18 protein-coding genes are annotated in these 18,430 nt (G+C 71.8%); 5 read left to right on the plus strand and 13 right to left on the minus strand.

The window, feature by feature from the left end:
* Positions 1–6 precede the first annotated feature (6 nt).
* Positions 7–1,554: an AMP-binding protein gene (locus ABT008_RS16605; RefSeq protein WP_350697088.1), complete on the minus strand. Its 1,548-nt coding sequence runs from the start codon at positions 1,552–1,554 to the stop codon at positions 7–9.
* Positions 1,555–1,624: 70 nt separating this feature from the next.
* On the opposite strand from ABT008_RS16605, the gene ABT008_RS16610 reads away from it, so the two are divergent.
* The gene (locus tag ABT008_RS16610; protein WP_350697089.1) at positions 1,625–2,608 is read left to right on the plus strand and encodes an MBL fold metallo-hydrolase; all 984 of its coding nucleotides are present in this window, start codon (positions 1,625–1,627) and stop codon (positions 2,606–2,608) included.
* Between the two features lie 3 nt (positions 2,609–2,611).
* Here the strand turns inward: ABT008_RS16610 and ABT008_RS16615 are convergent, their stop codons facing one another.
* Genes ABT008_RS16615 through ABT008_RS16665 form a run of 11 tightly spaced genes read right to left on the minus strand, consistent with a single transcriptional unit; the run spans position 2,612 to position 14,668 of the window.
* A complete protein-coding gene (locus tag ABT008_RS16615; RefSeq protein WP_350697090.1) occupies positions 2,612–4,168 on the minus strand; it encodes a class I adenylate-forming enzyme family protein in 1,557 nt (518 codons plus the stop codon).
* The gene (locus tag ABT008_RS16620) at positions 4,165–5,688 is read right to left on the minus strand and encodes a class I adenylate-forming enzyme family protein (RefSeq protein ID WP_350697091.1); all 1,524 of its coding nucleotides are present in this window, start codon (positions 5,686–5,688) and stop codon (positions 4,165–4,167) included. Before ABT008_RS16620 ends, ABT008_RS16615 begins: the two co-directional genes overlap by 4 nt.
* Positions 5,688–6,182 (minus strand): VOC family protein, encoded by a 495-nt coding sequence (locus ABT008_RS16625; RefSeq protein WP_350697092.1) that lies wholly within the window; start codon positions 6,180–6,182, stop codon positions 5,688–5,690. Before ABT008_RS16625 ends, ABT008_RS16620 begins: the two co-directional genes overlap by 1 nt.
* Position 6,183: 1 nt before the next feature.
* On the minus strand, positions 6,184–7,107 hold the full coding sequence (locus ABT008_RS16630) for an SDR family NAD(P)-dependent oxidoreductase (RefSeq protein WP_350697093.1): 924 nt from the start codon (positions 7,105–7,107) through the stop codon (positions 6,184–6,186).
* On the minus strand, positions 7,104–8,288 hold the full coding sequence (locus ABT008_RS16635; protein WP_350697094.1) for an acetyl-CoA acetyltransferase: 1,185 nt from the start codon (positions 8,286–8,288) through the stop codon (positions 7,104–7,106). Before ABT008_RS16635 ends, ABT008_RS16630 begins: the two co-directional genes overlap by 4 nt.
* Positions 8,278–9,708: a zinc ribbon domain-containing protein gene (locus ABT008_RS16640; protein WP_350697095.1), complete on the minus strand. Its 1,431-nt coding sequence runs from the start codon at positions 9,706–9,708 to the stop codon at positions 8,278–8,280. Before ABT008_RS16640 ends, ABT008_RS16635 begins: the two co-directional genes overlap by 11 nt.
* On the minus strand, positions 9,699–10,490 hold the full coding sequence (locus ABT008_RS16645) for an ABC transporter ATP-binding protein (protein WP_350697096.1): 792 nt from the start codon (positions 10,488–10,490) through the stop codon (positions 9,699–9,701). Before ABT008_RS16645 ends, ABT008_RS16640 begins: the two co-directional genes overlap by 10 nt.
* Positions 10,487–11,374 (minus strand): ABC transporter permease, encoded by an 888-nt coding sequence (locus tag ABT008_RS16650; protein ID WP_350697097.1) that lies wholly within the window; start codon positions 11,372–11,374, stop codon positions 10,487–10,489. Before ABT008_RS16650 ends, ABT008_RS16645 begins: the two co-directional genes overlap by 4 nt.
* A 5-nt stretch (positions 11,375–11,379) precedes the next feature.
* A complete protein-coding gene (locus tag ABT008_RS16655; protein WP_350697098.1) occupies positions 11,380–12,303 on the minus strand; it encodes an ABC transporter permease in 924 nt (307 codons plus the stop codon).
* Positions 12,300–13,142, minus strand: coding sequence for an ABC transporter ATP-binding protein (locus ABT008_RS16660; RefSeq protein WP_350697099.1), 843 nt, complete (start codon positions 13,140–13,142; stop codon positions 12,300–12,302). The genes ABT008_RS16655 and ABT008_RS16660 overlap by 4 nt, the downstream gene beginning before the upstream one ends.
* A gap of 2 nt (positions 13,143–13,144) precedes the next feature.
* Positions 13,145–14,668, minus strand: coding sequence for an ABC transporter substrate-binding protein (locus ABT008_RS16665; protein ID WP_350697100.1), 1,524 nt, complete (start codon positions 14,666–14,668; stop codon positions 13,145–13,147).
* Between the two features lie 193 nt (positions 14,669–14,861).
* On the opposite strand from ABT008_RS16665, the gene ABT008_RS16670 reads away from it, so the two are divergent.
* From ABT008_RS16670 to ABT008_RS16680, 3 genes are read left to right on the plus strand one after another with little or no spacing between them, the layout of a single operon-like run.
* A complete protein-coding gene (locus ABT008_RS16670) occupies positions 14,862–15,599 on the plus strand; it encodes an enoyl-CoA hydratase/isomerase family protein (RefSeq protein ID WP_350697101.1) in 738 nt (245 codons plus the stop codon).
* Positions 15,596–16,414 carry a VOC family protein gene (locus ABT008_RS16675; protein WP_350697102.1) on the plus strand — a complete coding sequence of 273 codons (819 nt, stop codon included), beginning with the start codon at positions 15,596–15,598 and terminating at the stop codon, positions 16,412–16,414. The genes ABT008_RS16670 and ABT008_RS16675 overlap by 4 nt, the downstream gene beginning before the upstream one ends.
* Entirely contained in the window at positions 16,411–16,926 is a 516-nt protein-coding gene (locus tag ABT008_RS16680; RefSeq protein WP_350697103.1) for a flavin reductase family protein, read from the plus strand. The genes ABT008_RS16675 and ABT008_RS16680 overlap by 4 nt, the downstream gene beginning before the upstream one ends.
* A 52-nt stretch (positions 16,927–16,978) precedes the next feature.
* Here ABT008_RS16680 and ABT008_RS16685 read toward each other — a convergent pair whose 3' ends face one another.
* Positions 16,979–17,455 carry a MaoC family dehydratase gene (locus ABT008_RS16685; protein WP_350697104.1) on the minus strand — a complete coding sequence of 159 codons (477 nt, stop codon included), beginning with the start codon at positions 17,453–17,455 and terminating at the stop codon, positions 16,979–16,981.
* An 89-nt stretch (positions 17,456–17,544) separates the two neighbouring features.
* On the opposite strand from ABT008_RS16685, the gene ABT008_RS16690 reads away from it, so the two are divergent.
* Positions 17,545–18,430 (plus strand): acyl-CoA dehydrogenase family protein (locus tag ABT008_RS16690; protein ID WP_502890440.1); only part of this gene is annotated, 886 nt, incomplete at its 3' end.

Consider the following 18,430-nt stretch of genomic DNA (forward strand, 5'->3'; position numbering starts at 1 on the left):
GCCCGGTCACGCCGACACCTCACGGGCGCGCCGCAGCCGGGCCTTGTAGAGCTTGCCGTTCGGATCGCGCGGCAGCGCGTCGCGCACCAGGTAGGACACCGGCCGCTTCGGCTTGGCCAGCCGGTCGGCGAGGTAGCGGCGCAACTCGTCGACGGCGGCGTCACCCTCGGGTGCGTCGTCGCGTAGGACGACGTGCGCCTGCGGCACCTCGCCGAATTCCGGGTCGGGTACGCCGATGACTCCGGCGTCGGCAACCCACTCGTGGGCCAGCAGCGCCGCCTCGATCTCGGCCGGGTAGACGTTCACGCCACCGACCAGGATCAGCTCCGACGCCCGGCCGGTGATGTAGAGGAAGCCGTCGGCGTCGACGTGGCCGACGTCCCAGACGGTCATCAGGCCGTCGCGGCGGGCGCCCTCGGTCTTGCCGGGATCGTTGTGGTACTCGACCCGGTCCTCGCCCTGCCGCATGTAGACGATGCCGGTCTGCCCCACCGGCACCTCCCCGCCCTGCTCGTCGAGGATCCGCAGGGTGGAGATGGACGCCGGCCGCCCGACCGTGCCGGGGTGGGCCAGCCACTCGTGCGGGCGGGCGATGGTGGTGCCGACCTCGGTGGAGCCGTAGTACTCGTAGACCACCGGCCCGAACCAGTCCATGATCCGCTGCTTGACCTCCAGCGGGCAGGGTGCCGCGCCGTGCAGCACGTAGCGCAGCGAGGAGACGTCGTAGTCGTCGCGTACCGACTCGGGAAGTTGCAGCAGCCGATAGAAGTGCGTCGGCACCATGCTGGTGCCGGTGACCCGCTGCTCCTGGACGCGCCGCAGGAAGCCCTCCGGCGTCCAGCCGTCCATCAGCACCATCGTGCCGCCGGCGTGCAGCGCGCCCATCGCCGGGGTGATGTTGGCGGAGTGGTACATCGGCGCGGAGACCAGCCAGGACGCGAAGGCCGGGCGTTCCATGCCGAACTCGGCGAACAGCCACCGGTAGGTCAGCGCCCCGGCGTCGGCGTCGATGCCGCTCAGCGGTCGCTTGACGCCCTTGGGGCGGCCGGTGGTGCCCGAGGTGTACATCATCAGCGACCCTGCGGGGACCTGCTCCGGACTCACCGTCGGCATGCCGTCGGTGAGTGCCGACAGCGGCCGGGCCCGGTCGGTCTGCGGGGTGCCGTCGACGAAGACCTGGATGCCGGGGGCGGCCTCGGCGGCGGCGACGACGACCTGCTCGACCCGCGCCGAACCGACCACCACCTTGGCACCGCTGTCGGCCAGGACGTACGCGATCTCCGGCTCGGTGAGGTGGTAGTTGAGCGTGACCAGGTACAGGCCGGACTGCATCGCCGCGAGGTACAGCGCGATCATCCCGGCGCTGTTGGTCATGACCGCGGCCACCGTGTCGCCGACCTCCAGCCCGGCCCGGGTACGCAGGCCGTGCGAGATCCGGTTCACCTCGGCGAACAGTTCCCCGTAGGAGATCCGGCGGTCGTCGGGGGTGACGACCGCGCACAGGTCGGGTGCTGCGGTCGCCCACAGCCGAAAGCCGGTCCGCTCCTCGCTCATCGGACTCCTTGAGTTAAATTCCGACCATCCGGTATGTTGTGTTGTCCCACCGTAAGGGAGCCGAGCGACGATGTCCATACCCGCGATCGACGCCCACGCCGCCAGCTACCGCGCCCGTGAGGTGCCCGCACCCGCCCAGGTCGTGGACGGTGTCTGGGCCGTGCCCGTCCCCCTGCCCGGCAGCGCCCTGCGCTACGTCACGGTCTATCTCCTGGAGACCGCCGACGGGCTCGTCCTCGTCGACGCCGGTTACGACCACCCGGCCTGCTGGCGTGCGTTCGCGCAGTCCGTGGAGTCCCTCGGGCACCGGGTCGAGGCGATCACCACCGTCCTGCTCACCCACAACCACCCCGACCACGTCGGCTTCGCCGCCCGGCTCCAGACGGTCGCCGGTGCGCGGATCGTGATCGGCCGGCCCGACGACTTCGCCACCATGCACCGCACCCGGGGGACGTTCCTCGCCCAACTGCGCGCCGCGCTCGACCTCACCGGCGCCCCCGTCGACGTGGTCGAGTCGATGTACGCCGACGCCGTCGACGTCGCCGTGCACCACGAGAACCTGCGGCCGGACGTGGCGGTGACCGACGAGACCGAGTTCCACTTCGGCGACGTGACCGTACGCGCCGTCCCCACCCCGGGGCACACCTACGGGCACACCGTCTATCTCGACACCCGTGGCCTGGTCTTCACCGGCGACACCATGATGGCCGAGGGGCCCACCCAGCTCGCGATCGTCAGCCGCCCCGAGGACGACCCCGCCGCCGACCTGTTCCGCAGCCTGGCCCGCATCCGCGCGCTCGACGCGGCGGTGGCCTGCCCGGCCCACCAGTTCCCGTACCGCGACGTCGCCGCCCGGGTCGACGAGCTGACCGCGTACCACCGCGACGAGGTCGACACGGTGCGGGACCTGACCGTCATCGGCGACGACGCGTGGACGCTGGCCCGGCGGATGACCTGGCAGAAGCCGTGGGACGAGTTGGGTCGGGGCACCCGCCGCTTCCACCTCGTGCACGCCCTCGCCCTGCTGCGGACGGCGACCGGCACCGACAAGTGAGGCTCAGCCGGACCGCGAGTCGCCGTACGTCCAGTCCGGCCGCAACGTCGGGCGCACCTCCCGCAGACTGCGCTTGAGCACCTTGCCGGACGGGTTGGTGGGCAGCTCGGTCACCAGGTAGACCTCCTTGGGCACCTTGAACCCGCCGAGCCGCTCCCGGGCGTACGCGATCAGGTCCTCGGCGTCCAGCCCCGGGCGGCCCACCACGAACGCCACCGGCACCTCCACCCACACCGGGTGCGGTGCCGCCACCACCGAGACGGCCAGGACCAGCGGATGGCCGGCCAGCACGTTCTCGATCTCGGCGCTGGACATGTTCTCCCCGCCGCTGCGGATCATGTCCTTCAGGCGGTCCCGAATGTAGAGGTAGCCGTCGGCGTCGAAGCAGCCCACGTCACCGGTGTGGAACCAGCCGTCGCGGAAGGCGGCCCGGGTCGCCTCCGGGTCGTCGAGATAGCCGGGGCTCACCTTCGGCCCACGCGCGATCACCTCGCCGTTCTCCCCCACCGGCACGTCGTCGCCGTTGGCGTCGACCACCCGCACCTGGACCCACGGCGCCGGGATGCCGACCGAGCCCTGCTTGCTCTGCGCGTGGGCCGCGTCCAGATAGGTCAGCCCGCTGCACGTCTCGGTGAGCCCGTACCCCTCGATCAGCCGTGCGTTCGGGAACAGGGTGCGCGCCACCGCGTACAGGGCCGCGCTCACCTGGGAGTAGATGACCCAGCGCACCGAGGACAGGTCGGCGTCCACCGCGTTCTCGCTCTCGCGCCGGAGCATGTCGAGCATCGTCGCGGCCATCACCATCCCGGTGATCCGTTCGGTGCCGATCGCCTCCAGCACGGCCGCCGGGGCGAAGCGTCGCTGGAGCACCATGCAGCCGCCGACGTGCCAGATGCCGTAGCCGGGCAGGTCGGTGCCGCCGACGTGGTAGAGCGGCGCGAAGTTGAGGATCCGATCGCCCGCCCGCAGCCCGAGTTCGACGATCTGGGCGTGCATGTTCATGTTCACGTTGCCGTGGGTGAGCAGCACGCCCTTGGGCAGGCTGGTGGTGCCGGAGGTGTAGACGATCCGTTGCAGGGCGTCCGGATCGAGGTCGACGTCGGGCACCCGGGCGCCGCGGTGGGCCTCGATCAGCGACCGCAGGTCGGTCCAGCCGTCGCCGATCGGTTCCAGCGCGAACCGGCGTACCTGTGGCAGGCGGGCGGTGGCCAGGTCGGTCAGCCCGGCGAACTCGGGGACGGTCGCGACCGCGCACACGTTGGCGTGCCCGAGCAGCCGCTCGATCTCGCCGGGGGTCAGCCGGTAGTTCAGCGGCACGAAGACCGCACCGAGCTTGGCCGCCGCCAGCGACAGGACGAGGAACTCGGGCACGTTGTTCGCCACGATCGCGATCCGGTCGTCCCGGCCCAGCCCCTCGGCGGCGAGACCGGCCGCGAGCGCGTTGACGTCCTGGTCGAGCTGCCGGTGGGTCCACCGTCGTCCCTCGAACACCAGCGCGTCGTCGTCGCCGAAGCGCCGCGCGTTGCGGCCCAGCATGGCGGCCAGGTTGGCGGTGCTCACCGGGCCGCCTCGATCTCGCGCAGCCCCTTCTTGAGCACCTTGCCGGAGTCGTTGCGCGGCAGCGCGGTGACCACCTGCACGTACTTCGGGACCTTGTACCGGGCCAGCTCGGCCCGGCAGTGCTCGCGCAGGTCCTCGCCGGTGACGGTGGCGCCGTCGCGCAGGATGACGAACGCCTTCGGCACCTCGTCCCACGTCGGGTCCGGTACGCCGATGACGGCGACCTCGGCGACGTCGGGATGCTGCGCGAGGACCCGCTCGATCTCGGCGCTGGCGATGTTCTCCCCACCCGACTTGATCAGGTCGGCGCGCCGGTCGACGAACCACAGGTAGCCGTCGGCGTCGATCCGGCCCACGTCGCCGGTGAGGAACCAGCCGTCGCGGCGGGTCCGCCGGTTGGCCTCGTCGTCGTTCCAGTAGCCGGGCGAGACCTTCTCGCCCCGGACCACGATCTCGCCCTCGACACCCGGGGGCACCGGCTGGAATTGCTCGTCGACGATCTCGATCCGGACGCCGGGGAACGGTGCGCCGAGCGCGCCGAGCTTGCTCTGCTCGTGGGCGGCGTCGAGGTAGCAGGCGCCGTTGCACAGCTCGGTCATGCCGAACGTGTCGACCAGCCGCACGTGCGGCAGCCGCCGTTTCACCTCCTGCCGCACACTCGGCGCGACCCCGGCGAACAGCAGGTAGCGCAGGGACCGCAGGTCCGGCGGCTCGGGAAGGTCGAGCATGCCGAAGAGGATCTGGGCGGCCAGGACCATGCCGGTGACGCGTTCCTCGGCGGCGACGCGGGCGATGTCGGCCGCCTTGAACGTCGGCGTCAGCACCATCGTCGCGCCCGCCACGAAGGTGGCCAGGCCGGGTGCCTCCAGACCGCTGACGTGGAACAGCGGCGCGGAGACCAGGATCCGGTCCTGCGGGGTGAGTTCCAGTTCGAGCAGTTGGGCGAGGTGGTTGGCGGTCAGGTTGCCGTAGGTGTGGATGACGCCCTTGGGACGGGCCGTGGTGCCCGAGGTGTAGAGCAGCCGGTGCACGTCGCCCGGTTCCTTGGCCGCGTCCGGGACCCGCACGCCCGCCGGTTGCCCGGCCAGCAGCGCGGCCAGCCGCCGGGCGTCGCCGACCACCCGGTCGCCGTTGGCCACGGCGGTCCGCAGGCCGGTACCGGCCAGCAGCCGGCCCGCGTCGTCGGCGAAGTCGTCGTCGTAGAGCAGCGCGGTGATGCCGGCCTGGTCGATGACGTACGCCTGCTCGTTCGGGTGCAGCCGCCAGTTCAACGGGACCGAGACCGCGCCGATCCGGCTCAACGCGAGCAGTTCGAGCACGTACGTGGCGGTGTTGCGCCCCAGCACGCCGACCAGTTCACCGGGGCGCAGCCCGGCCGCGAGCAGCGCCGCCGCGTGCCGGTCGACGTCGGCGTCCAGTTCGGCGTACGTCCAGCGGGCCGCACCGTCGACCAGGGCCTCCCGGTCGGCCCGGCGCAGGGCCTGCCGACGCAGCGTCAGCGAGAAGTTGCTGCCGGCCATCAGCCGTCCGCCTCCCGCCGCCGGGCGAGGATCTCCTCCCGCGACGGCAGCGACACGAACTCCAACAGGTTGCCGTCGAGGTCGCGGGCCGCGAACGCGGTGATGTACCCGTAGTTCTCCAGCAGCACCCGGTTCGGCGGGGTCAGGCACTCGGCGCCGAGCGCGACCAGCCGGGCGTGCAGCTCCTCCATCTCGTCCACCGGCACCGCGAAGCTGAGCAGGAAGGGGCCCAGTTCCAAGTGCCCGCCGGTCGCGGTCCGGGTCGGGGTGCCGTTCCACTCGATGAGTTCGAGCTGGCCGATCTGGCTCGGCCCCTGGAGGTACTGCACCCGGCCGGTGGTACCGGCGGGCAGCCCCAGCGACACCTCGATGCCCGGCCCGCCGACGTCGGTACGCAGCGTCCGGCGGTAACCGAGCGCCTTCTCGTAGAAGTCGGCGGCCCGGTCGACGTCGGAGACGGTCACCGCCACGTGGTGCACTTCGCTGACCGGCATGTCACTCGCCTTCCGTTCGGTCCGACGGCCCGGACAGGGCCTGCTGGATCAGGGCGACCTCGTCGGCGCCGCTGTCCGGCACGATGAAGTCGTCCAGCCGGCAGATGTCGTCGATCGAGTCGAGGATGTCGTCGGGCGAGGCCGGTGCGACGCCGCCGTACCAGCCGGGCGTGACGCCCAGGAAGATCCGCCCGACCCGGCCGCCGCCGACGGTGAGGATGTGCCGGTTGAGCTGGCACTGTTCGGAGGCGAGGAAGGTGGCCACCGCCGCGACGTGCTGCGGGTCGAACCGGTCGGTCAGGTCGCCGAGCAGGTTCTCGGTCATCCGGGTCGCGGCGGTGGGGGCGATGGCGTTGACCAGGACGCCCCGGCGCGCGCCCTCCAACGCGAGCACGTTCATCAGGCCGATCAGGCCGGCCTTGGCCGCGCCGTAGTTGGCCTGCCCGAAGTTGCCGAACAGCCCGGACGACGAGCTGGTCAGCACGATCCGGCCGTAGCCCTGCCCGATCAGGTGGGGCCAGGCGGACCGCAGCACGTGGAACGCGCCGGCCAGGTGCACGTCGAGGACGGCGCTGACATCCTCCTCGGCCATCTTGGCCAGGGTCCGGTCACGCAGGATGCCGGCGTTGTGGATGACGGCGTCCACCCGCCCGTACGCGTCGATGGCGCGGCCGACCAGATCGGCGCCGCCGGCCGCGGTGGCCACCGAGTCGGTGGACGCGACGGCGGTGCCACCGGCCGCGCGGATCTCGTCGACCACCGTCTGCGCGGCACCGGAGGAGCCCGAGCCGTCGACCGCGCCGCCGAGGTCGTTGACGACCACCTTGGCGCCGCGCTCGGCGAGGGTGTGGGCGTGCGCCCGGCCGATGCCGTTGCCGGCGCCGGTGACGATGACGACCCGACCGTCGAGGCTGACCCGGCTCATCGCTCGCTCCCCAGGACCGCGACGAACGCGACGCAGGACCCCGGCTGGCCGCCGAGGTTCTGGGCGAGGGCCACCCGGGCGTCGGGCACCTGCCGCGCACCGGCCTCCCCGCGCAGTTGGGTGAAGCACTCGAAGACCATCCGCAGTCCGGTGGCACCGATCGGGTGGCCGAACGACTTCAGCCCGCCGTCGGTGTTGACCGGCAGCGCGCCACCGAGGTCGTACCGGCCGTCGAGGATGTCGCGCCAGGCCTTTCCGCGCGCCGAGAATCCCAGGTCCTCCATCAGCACCACCTCCGTGGGGGTGAAACAGTCGTGCACCTCGGCCAGCGAGATCTCGGTGGCCGGGTCGGTGATCCCCGCCTGCTCGTACGCCTGCCGCGCCGCCTCGACCACCTCGGGGAAGGTGGTGAAGTCGTAGCCGTCGGCGGCCAGCCCGGCACCGGAGCCGGCGACGAAGCCCATCCCGCGCAGGAAGATCGGCTTGTCGGTGTACCGGTAGGCGTCCTCGGCGCGCACCAGCACCGCCGCCGCCGCTCCGTCGGAGACGCCGGAGCAGTCCAGCACGCCGAGGTCCCCGGCGATCCGGGGTGAGCGCTCCACGGCCTCGGCGGAGACCGCCTTGCGGAACTGGGCGCGCTCGTTCAACGCGCCGTTGGCGTGGTTCTTCGTCGCGACCTTCGTCAGGGCGCTGCGCATGTCCCGGGCGTCGACCCCGTACGCGCGTTGGTAGGCGGGCGCGAGCAGGGAGAACCCGGCCGGCGCGGTCCAGTCGACGTCGGTGCCGTCGGCCGGTGGGAAGACCGCCGACAGGCCGGAGTACGACGAGTCCTTCAGCTTCTCCACGCCGGTCGCCATCACCATGTCGTACGCGCCGGAGGCCACCGCGAACGCGGCGTTGCGCAACGCCTCCGAGCCGGTGGCGCAGTAGTTCTCCACCCGGGTGACGGGTTTGCCGACCAGCCGCAACGGGCGGGCCAGCGTCTGCCCGGACATGCCGGATCCCTGGGTGCCGACCCAGAACGCGTCGACGTCGTCGAGGGTCAGGCGGGGTTGGGACGCCACGCACTCGCGGACCGCGTCGACCAGCAGGTCGTCGGCGGAGGAGTGCCAGTGGTCCCGGAACGGGGTGCAGCCCATCGCGACGATCGCGACGTCGTGGGCCATACGCCTACTGGCCATCGAGGGTGTCCTTCCTCGGGCGGAGTTTCCAGAAGTAGTTGTGGATCGCGTCGGTGGTCCACAGTCGCCGGAAGGTGGGCGTCATCGACATCCCGACGACCACGTCGGCGGGGTCGACGTCGGTCGCGTACGCGCTGAGCCGGCCACCGCCGGCCACGTCGGCGACGACGATCGCCACCTCCGGTTCCGGCATGGTCGTCAGGTGGTCACGGGTCGACGAGACGACCTGGGCGGTGCGGTCGCGCAGGGAGACCGTGGTGGTGGGCTCCGCCGAGGAGGCGACGACGCCGCAGCGGGCGCAGACGCGGCTGGGCGGTGTGGTGACCGTGTCGCAGGCGGTGCAGCGGCTGCCCTCCAGCCGGTACTTCCAGCCGGCGCGGCGGTGCATCGGCGGGGCGGCCGGTGCCGGGGCCGCCGGCCGGGCCGGGCCCTGCACGTCCAGCAACCCCCGCCAACGCAGGTAACGGCCGTAGCCGAGGCGGTGCCGCGCGTCGAGCTGGGCGCGGACCGACGGCCCGCCGCGCGCCGCGCGAACCTGGTCGCCCACCCGCAGGACGAACGCGTCGGCGCCCTCGGTGACCGACAGCAGCAGGATGTGCTGGCCGGGCTCCGCCTCGTCGAGCGTGGCGGCGAGCAGCAGGCCCGGGTGGGCGGCGCCGGTGAAGCCGGTGAGCCGCTCGACCGCCGCGTCCTGGCCCGCGCCGCCGAGCGCGCGCCGCAGCACCGCCGCGCACCGGGCGTTCGACGACGACACGACCACGTGGTCGACGCCGTCGCGGCCCGCCTCGGCCAGGGCCCGTCGGGCCACGTCGAGCCCCGCCTCGGCCAGCACCTCTGCGGTGAACCGCTCGTCCCAGACCCGGTCGTGGCGCTCCCCCGGCAGCCGCCACCGTTCGAGCAGCTCGACGGTCCGGCCGGCGCGGGCGAGCAGGACGGCGGCGCGGGTGCCGCCACCCACGTACGCGGCGGCGGCGTCGCCCTGGGCCAGTTCGTCGGGCGCACCCGGGCGGGTGATCCGTACGTCGGCGAGGGCGGCCACCGCGCCGGTCCGCAGGACCGTGTCGAGCGCGACCGCGCCGGACCGGTGCCCGTGCAGGTCCACCGCGCTGATCCCGGGGTCCAGGCCGACCGCCTCGTGCACCACGGCGGCGGAGGTCTTCCCCTGGTAGGGCGCGCTCGTGGTGGCCAGCAGCAGGTGCCGGTCGGTCGGGGCGCCGGCGGCGATGTGCCGCAGCGCCTCGACGGCCATGGTGATGCTGTCCTCGTCGAAGGCGGCGACGCCGCGTACCGGCCCGCCGGTGCGGGGCGGCCCGGTCGCGTCGATCCTGTTGTCGTCGAGCGCGTACGCCGGAACGTATGCCGCGTACGCGTCGATGCCGTGCTGCTCGTGCATGGGTGCCGGGTTCTCCTTCAGCTCCACGAGGGGATGGCGGCGAGCAGTCGCCGTGTGTAGTCCTGCTCCGGCCGGTCCAGTACGCGTTCGGCGTCTCCCTCCTCGACGACCCGTCCCCCGCTCATCACCGCGATGCGGTCGCACAGGTCGCTGGCGAGCATCAGGTCGTGGGTGACGAACAGCAGGCCGATGCCGAGTTCGTCGACCAGGGTGCGGAACAGCTCGACGACCTTGGTCTGGGTGGTGACGTCGAGGGCGGTGGTGCACTCGTCGGCGATCACCAGCGAGGGGCGGGTGACCACGGCGAGGCCGATGGCGACGCGCTGCTTCAACCCGCCGGAGAGCTGGTGGGGATAGCTGTCCAGCACTCGGGTGGGGTCGGTGATGCGCATCTGTTCCAGCACCTGCACCGAGCGGCGTTCGATCTCGGCCCGGGTGATGCCGGGGACGTGTCGCCGCAGCACCTCGGCGAGGTGGACACGGACCTTCATCAGCGGGTTCAGCGAGCGCGACGCGTCCTGGAACACCATGCCCACGGCGCTGCCCCGGACCCGTCCGGTGCGGTCCACCCCGGGGGCCACCACCACGTCACCGGCGAGCGTGACGGAGCCTTGCTCGACCCGGACGTTGCGTTCCAGCAGCCCGACGACGCAGCGGGCCAGGGTGGTCTTGCCACTGCCGGACTCGCCGACCACCCCGACGATCTGGCCGCCCCGGACCTCGAGGTCGACGGCGTCGAGCAGCCGCAGGTCGTCGGTGGCGAGCCGGGCGGTGACGGAGAGACCGCTGATGGTCAGCAGGTCGGTCATCGGCGCCTCTTCCGTGGGTCGTGGTGGGTGAGCAGCGCGTCGCCGAGCAGGTTGACCAGCAGCACCAGCAGGGTGATGGCGAGGCCGGGGAAGAACGCGAGCCACCAGGCCTGGCTCAGCTCGTCCTGACCGGAGGCGAGCATCGAGCCCCAGCTCGCCCGCGCGGGTCCGACCCCCAGGCCGAGGAAGCTCAACGCGCTCTCGATCAGGATCGCGGTGCCGACCTGGAGCGTGCCGAGCGCGACGATGGTCCCGGCGAGGTTGGGCAGGACGTGCCGGAAGACGATCCGGGCCTCCGAGGCACCGGCGGCGCGCAGCCCGATCACGAACTGGCGTTCCCGTACGGCCAGGGTGGCCGAGCGGGTGACCCGGGCGCAGACCGCCCAGCCGGTGAGCGCCAACACCAGGAACAGCACCGGCAGCGAGCTGCCCCGGTTCGAGATGATCGCGAGGGCGACCAGGATGAACGGCAGGGCGAGCTGGGCGTCGATGAGGATCGAGATGACCCGGTCGACCCAGCCCCGGAAGTAGCCGGCCAGCACGCCCAGCAGCGTGCCGGGGCCGATGGCGACCAGCGCGCCGACCAGGCCGATCATGATCGTGAGCTGGCCGGCGTTGACGAACTGGGTCAGCAGGTCCTGGCCGAGTTTGTCGGTGCCGAGCGGATGTGCCCAGCTTCCGCCGTCGAGGAAGCCGGGCGGTTGCCGGGTCGCGTCCAGGTTCTGCCCGCGCTCGGGCAGCAACCCGGTCAACGGCAGGACGAACACCAGCACGGCGACCACGGCCAGCGGCAGGGACAGCCAGAACACCGAGGTACGCGCACGCCGGGCGGTGCGTGCCGGCGGCACCGGCGCGGTGACCGGGTCGAGTTCGAGTTGGCTCACGGCACTCACCTCACCCTCGGGTCGACGATCGAGTGGAGGACGTCGACGAGCAGGTTGAGCAGGACGAAGACCAGGGCGCCGAACACCACGATCGCCTGCACCAGCGGGAAGTCACGGAACTGGATGGCCTGCAACGCGAGTTGCCCGAGGCCGGGCCAGGAGTAGACGTACTCGACGGCGACCGCGCCGGAGAGCAGGATGCCGGTCTGCAGGACGACGATGGTCAGGATCGGCATCATGGCGTTCTTGAACGCGTGCCGCCAGACCACGCGGTGCCCGGCGATGCCCCGGGCCCGCGCGGCATCGACGTACGGCTCGGCCAGCGCCTCGCTCATCGAGGCCCGGGTCAGCCGGGCGATGTGCGCCATCGGGTAGACCGACATGGTGAGGGCGGGCAGCACCAGGTGCCGGAGACTGCCGGACTGCCCGGCGGGTAGCCAGCCGAGGTTCACCGCGAAGAGCACCACCAGCATCATGCCGAACCAGAAGACCGGCACGGACTGGCCGAGCAGGGCCAGCGTGGAGGCGGCCCGGTCCCACCAGGTGCCTTCCCGGGTGGCCGCGAGCACGCCCAGCGGGATGCCGACGAGCATGGCCAGGACCATGCCGGCGGCGACCAGTTGCAGGGTGTACGGCAGCCGGTCGGCGATCATGGCGGTGTTGGCCTGGTAGAACTGCAGCGACTGCCCGAGGTCGCCGGTGAAGACGCCCTTGAGGTAGTTGAGGTACTGCACCACGAGCGGTTGGTCGAGCCCGAGTTCGGCGCGCAGCGCCTCGCGTTGCTCGGGCGGCGCCATCGGCCCGAGGATCATCGTGGTCGGGTCGCCGGAGAGACGACCGAGGGCGAACGCCAGGCTGAGCGCGATGAGCAGCGACGCGAACAGCGACGCGAGGCGGACGCCGATCCGGCGTACGGTGCTGGCCTTCATCGGCGGTTCCTCCATCGCGCGCCGGGCATCGCGGCGAGCAGTTCGCGCGTGTAGTCGTGTCGCGGTGTCACGAAGACCGTCTCGCAGGGTCCCGCCTCGACCACCTGACCACGGAACATGACGTGCACGGTGTCGCAGACGGCGCGGACCACGGCCAGGTCGTGGCTGATCATCAGCAGCGCGGCACCGGTGGTCGTCCGGATCTCCCGGAGCAGGGCCAGCACGTCGGCCTGGACGGAGACGTCGAGCCCGGAGGTCGGTTCGTCGGCGACGATGAGCCGGGGACGCATCAGCAGCGCGCGGGCGATGCAGACCCGCTGTGCCTGGCCGCCGGAGAGCTGGTGCGGGAACCGGTCGAGGATCTCCGGCGCGAGCCGGACCCGGCCGAGCAGGTCGGCGTCGGTGATCCAGGACGTGCGGCGGGGTTGCAGGGTACGCAGTTCCCGCAGCCCGGAGCGGACGGACTGGCGGGGGTCGAGGGAGCCGTGCGGGTCCTGGAAGACCACCTGCACCTCGGGGCGCAGCCGGCGCAGTTGCCCACGCCCGATCGAGGCGAGCGAGTGGCCGAGCAGCCGGATGTCGCCCGAGCCACGTGGCCCGAGCCCGGTCGCGGCCATCGCCAGCGTCGTCTTGCCGGAGCCGGACTCGCCGACGACGGCGACGCTCTCTCCGGCCGCGATGCGCAACGACACCTGGTCCACCGCGCGGAACACCTCCCCCGTACTGCGGTTGCGGTGCTCGACGACGAGGTCGTCGACCGCCAGTACGGGCACGTCCGCCTCCGGGGTGCGGGGATGCCGGGTGTCGCCCGGCATCCCCGTCTCCACTGCCTCCGACATCGTCAGCGGGTCGTCTTCGTGAAGTCCACGGTGTTCAGGGGACCGAACTCGACGCCGGTGACGCCGGGAGCGGTCGCGTAGTTGAACACCTGCCGGTACAGCGGCACGTAGCAGTGCTTCTCCACGACGCCCATGGTGTTGAGCTGCTCGTAGATCGGGGCGGCCTGGTCGGCGTCGTCCTGCTCCAGCGCGTCCTGGGCCATCTCGTCGAAGCGCGGGTCGGGGCAGTTGCCGGTGATCGACTGGGTCTTCATGAAGCCGCTGGCGAAGAAGTCCGGCACGGCGACGTTCGGCACCCCGGCGAAGATCGCGATGCCGGGCACCTGGCGGCCGATGACGCGCTTGACGAGCGTGCCGTAGTCGAGCGGTTCGTAGTTGACCTTGAAACCGGCCTGCTCCAGGCTGCCGCCCACGGCCTGCGCGACCTCCTCGATGTTGGTGTACTGCGCGGCCGGGTAGGTGATCTGCACGGTCGGGCCGCCGGAGCCGACCAGTTGCTTGGCCCGGTCCAGGTTCGGGGTGACGCTCTGCGCCGGCTGCTCGCCGGGCCGGACGTTGAGCAGTCCGGCGTCGGCGACCGCCTGGCCGTCGAAGATGCCGCGCACGATCGCGTCGCGGTCGATGGACAGGGCCGCCGCCTCACGCAGCTCGGGCTTGTCGAACGGGGCCTTGGTCGAGTCCAGGAAGGCGATGATCTTCATGGCGGTCTCGGTGCTGACCACCTCGACGTTGGCCGCCTTGGCGGCGGACGCCTGAGCCGGCGGGAGGTCGAAGGCGATGTCGACGCTCTTGCTCTGGATCAGGGCGAGCCGCTGGGCGGCCTCGTTGGCCCAGGTGAAGGTGATGCCCTGGTTGCTGGGTGCCGTTCCCCAGTAGTCGGGGTTGGGCTTCACCGACATGTCGCGTCCGGCGTTGGCGCCCGCCCACACGTACGGGCCGGTGCCGACCGGGGCGGCGGCGAAGCCGTCCGAGCCCTTCTCCTCGTAGTACTTCGGGGGCACGAGATAGACCGTGGTGAGCAGGTCCGGGATGTTGTACTGCGGGGCCTTGGTCTTCAGCACGACCGTGCCGGCGTCCGGGGCCTCGATCGAGGTGACGTTGCCGAAGTAGGACTTCAGCTGTGACGCCTCGCTGTCCCGGGTGAGGGTGATGGTGTTCGCGACCGCCGCCGCGTCGGCCTTCTCGCCGTTGCTGAAGCTGACGTCGGGCCGGACGGTGAAGGTCCAGGTGGTCGCGTCGGTGCGGGTCCAGCTGGTGAGCAGGCTGGTGTCGGCCGGGCCGAGGTTGTCGTCGGTGCCGATCAACGTCTCGAGCATGGTGGCCCAGACGATCTGACCGGACCGTGCGCCGACGATGGGATCGAGGGTCGCCGGTTGGGCCGCGAGCAGCGCCCGGATGGGCGTCGAGTCCGACGCGCCGGAGTCCGACGAGTCGGAGTCGCCGCAGGCGGTCAGGCCGATGCCGGCGAGCGTCAGTGCCGTAGCGAGCGCCACTGTGCGCCGTGAGTGCGAGGATTTCATGATCATCATGGCTGTCCTTCACAGGGGATGGACCCGTCGTACCCCCGCGTGACGCGGCGGTGACGTTCGCCACAAAGTACCGACCAGCCGGTATCAAGTCAACGGGTCGAGCCGGTATCTCGTTCATGACAATCACGTCACATGGGCAGGTCAGGCCCGGACATTGCCTTCATACCGACCGGTACGTATTATGCCGAGGGTGACTCCCACACTCACCCACGAACGCGACGGCCACGTCGCCCGGGTGCGGTTCGACAACAGCGCCCGGGGCAACTGTCTCGACGACACGACGCTTCGCGATCTCGTGGACACCCTGGAGACCGCGGCGGCCGACGAGGCATGCGCCGTCATCCACCTCGACATGGTCGGCCGGCACTTCTGCGGCGGCTGGGACACCTCGGCGTTCGGACGACTCCGCGGCGCGACCGCCGCGACGGTCGCGGACGGTCTGCGGGACAGCGACGCCGCCCTGCACCGCGTCCGGCGACTCCCCGTGCCCGTGGTCGCCGCCGTCCGGGGACAGGTCATCGGGTTCGGTGCCGGCCTGCTCAGCGCGATCCACCTGCCGGTCGCCGGCGAGGGCGTCCGACTCTCCCTCCCGGAGGCCCGGTTCGGCTTCGCCCCCGCCGGAGTCGGCCACACCATCGCCCGGTCCGTGCCCCGTCCGCACGCCTACCACCTGCTGGCCGGCGCCGCGACGGCCACCGCCCAGGACCTGCTCGCCTGGGGCCTGGTCGCGCAGGTGGTACCCGACGACGACGTCGACCGTGCGGTGGACGCCCTCGTCGACGCGCTGCGCACCGTGCCGGCCCGGACGGTGCGCGCGGTGGTCCAGGTCGTCGAGTCGAGCCTGGAGACCGGCAGACCAGACCGGGCCTACGAGATCTCCGCCGGCACCATCGTGGCGGGGCTGAGCACCCGGGAGGCAACCGGATGAGTCAACCGTTCCGGCCCGGCGAGGCCGTCTGGGTGGAGCTGTGCACCCCGCACCCGGAGCAGGCCGAGGGGTTCTACCGCACGTTGTTCGGCTGGACCGTGCGGACCGAGCGGCTGGGCACCACCACGTACCGGATGTGCAGCCTGGACGGCCGCGACGTGGCCGGCATCTCCGATGCCACCGCCCTGCACGGCGGCCGACCCCGGGGGTGGATCGCCTACTTCGCGGTCCACGACATCCACCGGTCCGCCGCGCAGGCGGTCGCGCTCGGCGGTGAGTTGGTGACCCCGCCGCGCTACCTGCCCGCCGCCGGGACCGGTGCCGCCGTCATCGACCCGTTCGGCGCCGCGTTCGGCCTCTATCAGGGCGAGGCCCGGTCCGGTGTGCAGATGCTGAACTCGGTCGGCGCGCTCTGCTGGAACGAGCTGGACACCGGGGAGCCGGACCGCGCGGTGGCCTACTACCGGTCGCTGTTCGGCTACACCACCCAACGGCACGGCGACTCCCCCACCGCCCGCCCGTACAGCCTGCTGATGCTCGACGACGTGCCGGTCGCCGGCGTGCTCGCCCTCGACAACGACTGGCCGAACCTGATCCCGTCGAAGTGGATCACCTACTTCGCGGTCGCCTCCCTGGACGAGGCGCTGCGCCAGGTCGTCGGGCTGGGCGGTACGCCCACCGTGGGCCCGGTCGACAGCCCGCACGGACGCCTGCACCTGGTGAAGGATCCCGGCGGGCACACCCTCTGCCTGATCCAGCTCGAAGGCGGACTACGCCCACACCATCCCTCCTCCGACCCGGCGGTGACCCGATGACGGCCGAGCCCCTGTTCGACTCCGCCGAGTTCCGCCAGGTGTGCGGACACTTCCCCACCGGCGTCACGGCGGTGACCGCGGTGACCGGTGACGGCACCGTCGCCGCACTGACGGTGAACTCCTTCACCTCGGTCTCGCTGCGGCCCCCCAAGGTGCTGTTCTGCGTCACCAGCTCCTCGTCGAGCTTCCAGGTGCTGATGGACTCGGCCCGGATCGCGATCCACATCCTCAGCCAGGACCAGGAGGACGTGGCCCGCCGGTTCGCCACCTCCGGGCTGTCCGGGGCGGACAAGCTCGACGGCGTGTCCTGGGTGCCCGGCCCCGACGGGGTGCCGCTGCTGCCGGGCACGCCGGCGGTCCTGGCCGGGCGTCGCGACACCGCGATCACCAGCGGCGACCACGTGATCATCCTGCTCGACGTGGACCACGTGCACCTGAAGCCGACGAGCGTCCCGGCGCTGTCGTTCTATCGGGGACGGTTCGTCGCACCGTCGAGCACGCCGGGAGAGTGACCCGCCGAGACGCCGGGAGAGTGACCGCCGGTACGCCCGGCGGCCACCACCGTCACGGCAGGTAGCGGAAGAGGATCTCCGCCACGCAGCAGGTGGTGGAGTCCTCGGCGAACTCCACCACCACCGACGCCTTGGCCTGGACGCCGCCCTGCACCCCGGCGATCGGCTCGGCGGCGAGCAGCGTCGCGGTGCCCTGGATCGGCACGCCCGGCGGCAGCGGCTTGACGAACCGGACCCGGTCCAGCCCGTAGTTGACGCCCATCGAGAACGTCTTGACCTCCAGGATGTCCGCGAGCAGACGCGGGACGAGGGCCAGGGTGAGGAACCCGTGCACGATCGTCGTGCCGAACGGGCCGGAGCGGGCCCGCTCCACGTCGACGTGGATCCACTGGTGGTCCTTGGTCACGTCGGCGAAGCGGTCGACCTCGTCCTGGGTGATCACCTGCGGCTCACTGGCACCCAACTCCCGGCCGACGAGGTCGAGCAGGTCGGCCGGGGTGGGCGCGATGGTGCGGGAGGCGGTACGCATCGGACGGCTCCATTCGTGGGACGACGGGAGATGAAGCATACCGACCGGATGGTATGCTCCCGCCAGGGTTCAGGACGAGGAGGTTCTCCGTGGCGTTTTCCGCGTACCAACTGCCCGAGGAGCACGAGGCCGTTCGCGAGGCCGTCCGGGCGGTCTGCGACCACCGGGTCGCCCCGCACGCCGCCGCCGCCGACGAGAACGCCGAGTTCCCGCAGGCCTCCTACGACGCCCTGCGCGCGGCCGACTTCCACGCGCCGCACATCCCCGTCGAGTACGGCGGCGCCGGCGCCGACGCCCTCGCGACCGCGATCGTGATCGAGGAGGTCGCCCGGGCCTGCGCCACCTCGTCGCTGATCCCGGCCGGCAACAAGCTCGGCACCATGCCGTTGCTGCTCGCCGCCGACGACCACCTCAAGCAGCGGTACCTGCCCCCGGTCGCCCGGGGCGAGGCGATGTTCTCGTACTGCCTCTCCGAGCCGGAGGCCGGCAGCGACGCGGCCGGGATGCGCACCCGCGCCGAGCGCGACGGCGACACCTGGGTCCTCAACGGCGTGAAGCGCTGGATCACCAACGCCGGCCTGAGCGAGTACTACACGGTCTTCGCGGTGACCGACCCGGACGCCCGCTCGCGGGGCATCTCCGCGTTCCTGGTGGAACGCTCCGACCCCGGGGTCAGCTTCGGTGCGCCGGAGAAGAAGCTCGGCATCAAGGGGTCGCCGACCCGCGAGGTCTACCTGGACAACGTCCGCATCCCGGCCGACCGCATCATCGGCGCGCCGGGTACCGGTTTCGGCACCGCGATGAAGACGCTGGACCACACCCGGGTCACCATCGCCGCGCAGGCGCTCGGCATCGCGCAGGGTGCGCTCGACTACGCCAAGGGGTACGTCGCCGAGCGCAAGCAGTTCGGCAAGGCGATCGCCGAGTTCCAGGGTGTGCAGTTCATGCTCGCCGACATGGGCATGAAGCTGGAGG

The organism is Micromonospora sp. NPDC002389 (assembly GCF_040296095.1).
Lineage (GTDB): Bacteria > Actinomycetota > Actinomycetes > Mycobacteriales > Micromonosporaceae > Micromonospora.

What these genes read in the sequence shown, in the direction of transcription:
- ABT008_RS16605 (WP_350697088.1), bottom strand. Translation starts at nt 1,554, where the DNA reads ATGAGCGAGGAGCGGACCGGCTTTCGGCTGTGGGCGACCGCAGCACCC.
- ABT008_RS16610 (WP_350697089.1), top strand. Translation starts at nt 1,625, where the DNA reads ATGTCCATACCCGCGATCGACGCCCACGCCGCCAGCTACCGCGCCCGT.
- ABT008_RS16620 (WP_350697091.1), bottom strand. Translation starts at nt 5,688, where the DNA reads ATGGCCGGCAGCAACTTCTCGCTGACGCTGCGTCGGCAGGCCCTGCGC.
- ABT008_RS16625 (WP_350697092.1), bottom strand. Translation starts at nt 6,182, where the DNA reads ATGCCGGTCAGCGAAGTGCACCACGTGGCGGTGACCGTCTCCGACGTC.
- ABT008_RS16630 (WP_350697093.1), bottom strand. Translation starts at nt 7,107, where the DNA reads ATGAGCCGGGTCAGCCTCGACGGTCGGGTCGTCATCGTCACCGGCGCC.
- ABT008_RS16635 (WP_350697094.1), bottom strand. Translation starts at nt 8,288, where the DNA reads ATGGCCAGTAGGCGTATGGCCCACGACGTCGCGATCGTCGCGATGGGC.
- ABT008_RS16645 (WP_350697096.1), bottom strand. Translation starts at nt 10,490, where the DNA reads ATGACCGACCTGCTGACCATCAGCGGTCTCTCCGTCACCGCCCGGCTC.
- ABT008_RS16655 (WP_350697098.1), bottom strand. Translation starts at nt 12,303, where the DNA reads ATGAAGGCCAGCACCGTACGCCGGATCGGCGTCCGCCTCGCGTCGCTG.
- ABT008_RS16660 (WP_350697099.1), bottom strand. Translation starts at nt 13,142, where the DNA reads ATGTCGGAGGCAGTGGAGACGGGGATGCCGGGCGACACCCGGCATCCC.
- ABT008_RS16665 (WP_350697100.1), bottom strand. Translation starts at nt 14,668, where the DNA reads ATGATCATGAAATCCTCGCACTCACGGCGCACAGTGGCGCTCGCTACG.
- ABT008_RS16675 (WP_350697102.1), top strand. Translation starts at nt 15,596, where the DNA reads ATGAGTCAACCGTTCCGGCCCGGCGAGGCCGTCTGGGTGGAGCTGTGC.
- ABT008_RS16680 (WP_350697103.1), top strand. Translation starts at nt 16,411, where the DNA reads ATGACGGCCGAGCCCCTGTTCGACTCCGCCGAGTTCCGCCAGGTGTGC.
- ABT008_RS16685 (WP_350697104.1), bottom strand. Translation starts at nt 17,455, where the DNA reads ATGCGTACCGCCTCCCGCACCATCGCGCCCACCCCGGCCGACCTGCTC.